This is a genomic window from Petralouisia muris (assembly GCF_004793545.1).
Taxonomy (GTDB): Bacteria; Bacillota; Clostridia; order Lachnospirales; family Lachnospiraceae; genus Petralouisia; species Petralouisia muris.
In genome coordinates this window covers 1-727 of the sequence record NZ_SRYA01000227.1, presented here as the reverse complement: position 1 = coordinate 727, position 727 = coordinate 1, and the positions used below count along the sequence as shown (strand labels likewise).

At 50.2% G+C, this 727-nt stretch carries 1 protein-coding gene; it reads left to right on the top strand.

All coding sequences use genetic code 11. From position 1 onward, the window contains the following. Positions 1–727: IS110 family transposase (locus E5329_RS31465; RefSeq protein WP_135992586.1), on the top strand; the 727-nt coding region annotated here is incomplete at both ends.

The following is a 727-nucleotide window of genomic DNA, read 5'->3' as shown; positions in this document are numbered from 1 at the left end:
AAAAAGCAAGCAAATGTAGAAAATCAGGCAATTAATCTTTTGTCAAAAGAGGAACTGAGCGGGAGAATGGAGGTGGTTGAAAAAGAACTGAGATCATATACCTGGCGGGAACTGGAAACAAACGGCAAATTCGCCAAGAATGGCAAACGTTCCTTCATCGCTGATGACATGCTTATAGCGGGATGCGATACAGGCAGTGAAACCCATTATGTCAGAGCAATTGACGTCAGAGGAAGGGAAGTAAGCCGTGGGGCGTTTGAATTTAGCGATACTGCGGAAGGCTTTGAAAACGCTAAAGCATGGGTGCTGGCGCTTGCCGCGGAGAACAAAAAGACACAGATAGCGATGGGCTTTGAGCCGACAGGCCACTGCTGGTTTGCGCTGGCTGCATGGATGATTTCAAACGGAATCAGCGTTGTCCGGGTAAATCCATATGCTGTAAAGCGGAGCGAAGAAATCGAAGATAGCGGTCAGCTTAAGGATGACAGAAATGACATCGCGGCGCTTGGAGCGGAAGGAGTAAAAAACATCTGGCGTGACGCAAAACTAAGAGGACGCGGTTACAGCAGAGCCAGAGGAATCGTGAGCTGTGCGGAGAAAAGCGTGGGACTGACGGATGGAACCGATGCAGGCCGGGAGGCAGTGAAGTGGTTCGCGGAACAGATCCTGAAGCGGGAGGAGCGGCTTGCGGAAATTGAAGGCGCTTTACGCAAGAAATGCAAGGAAA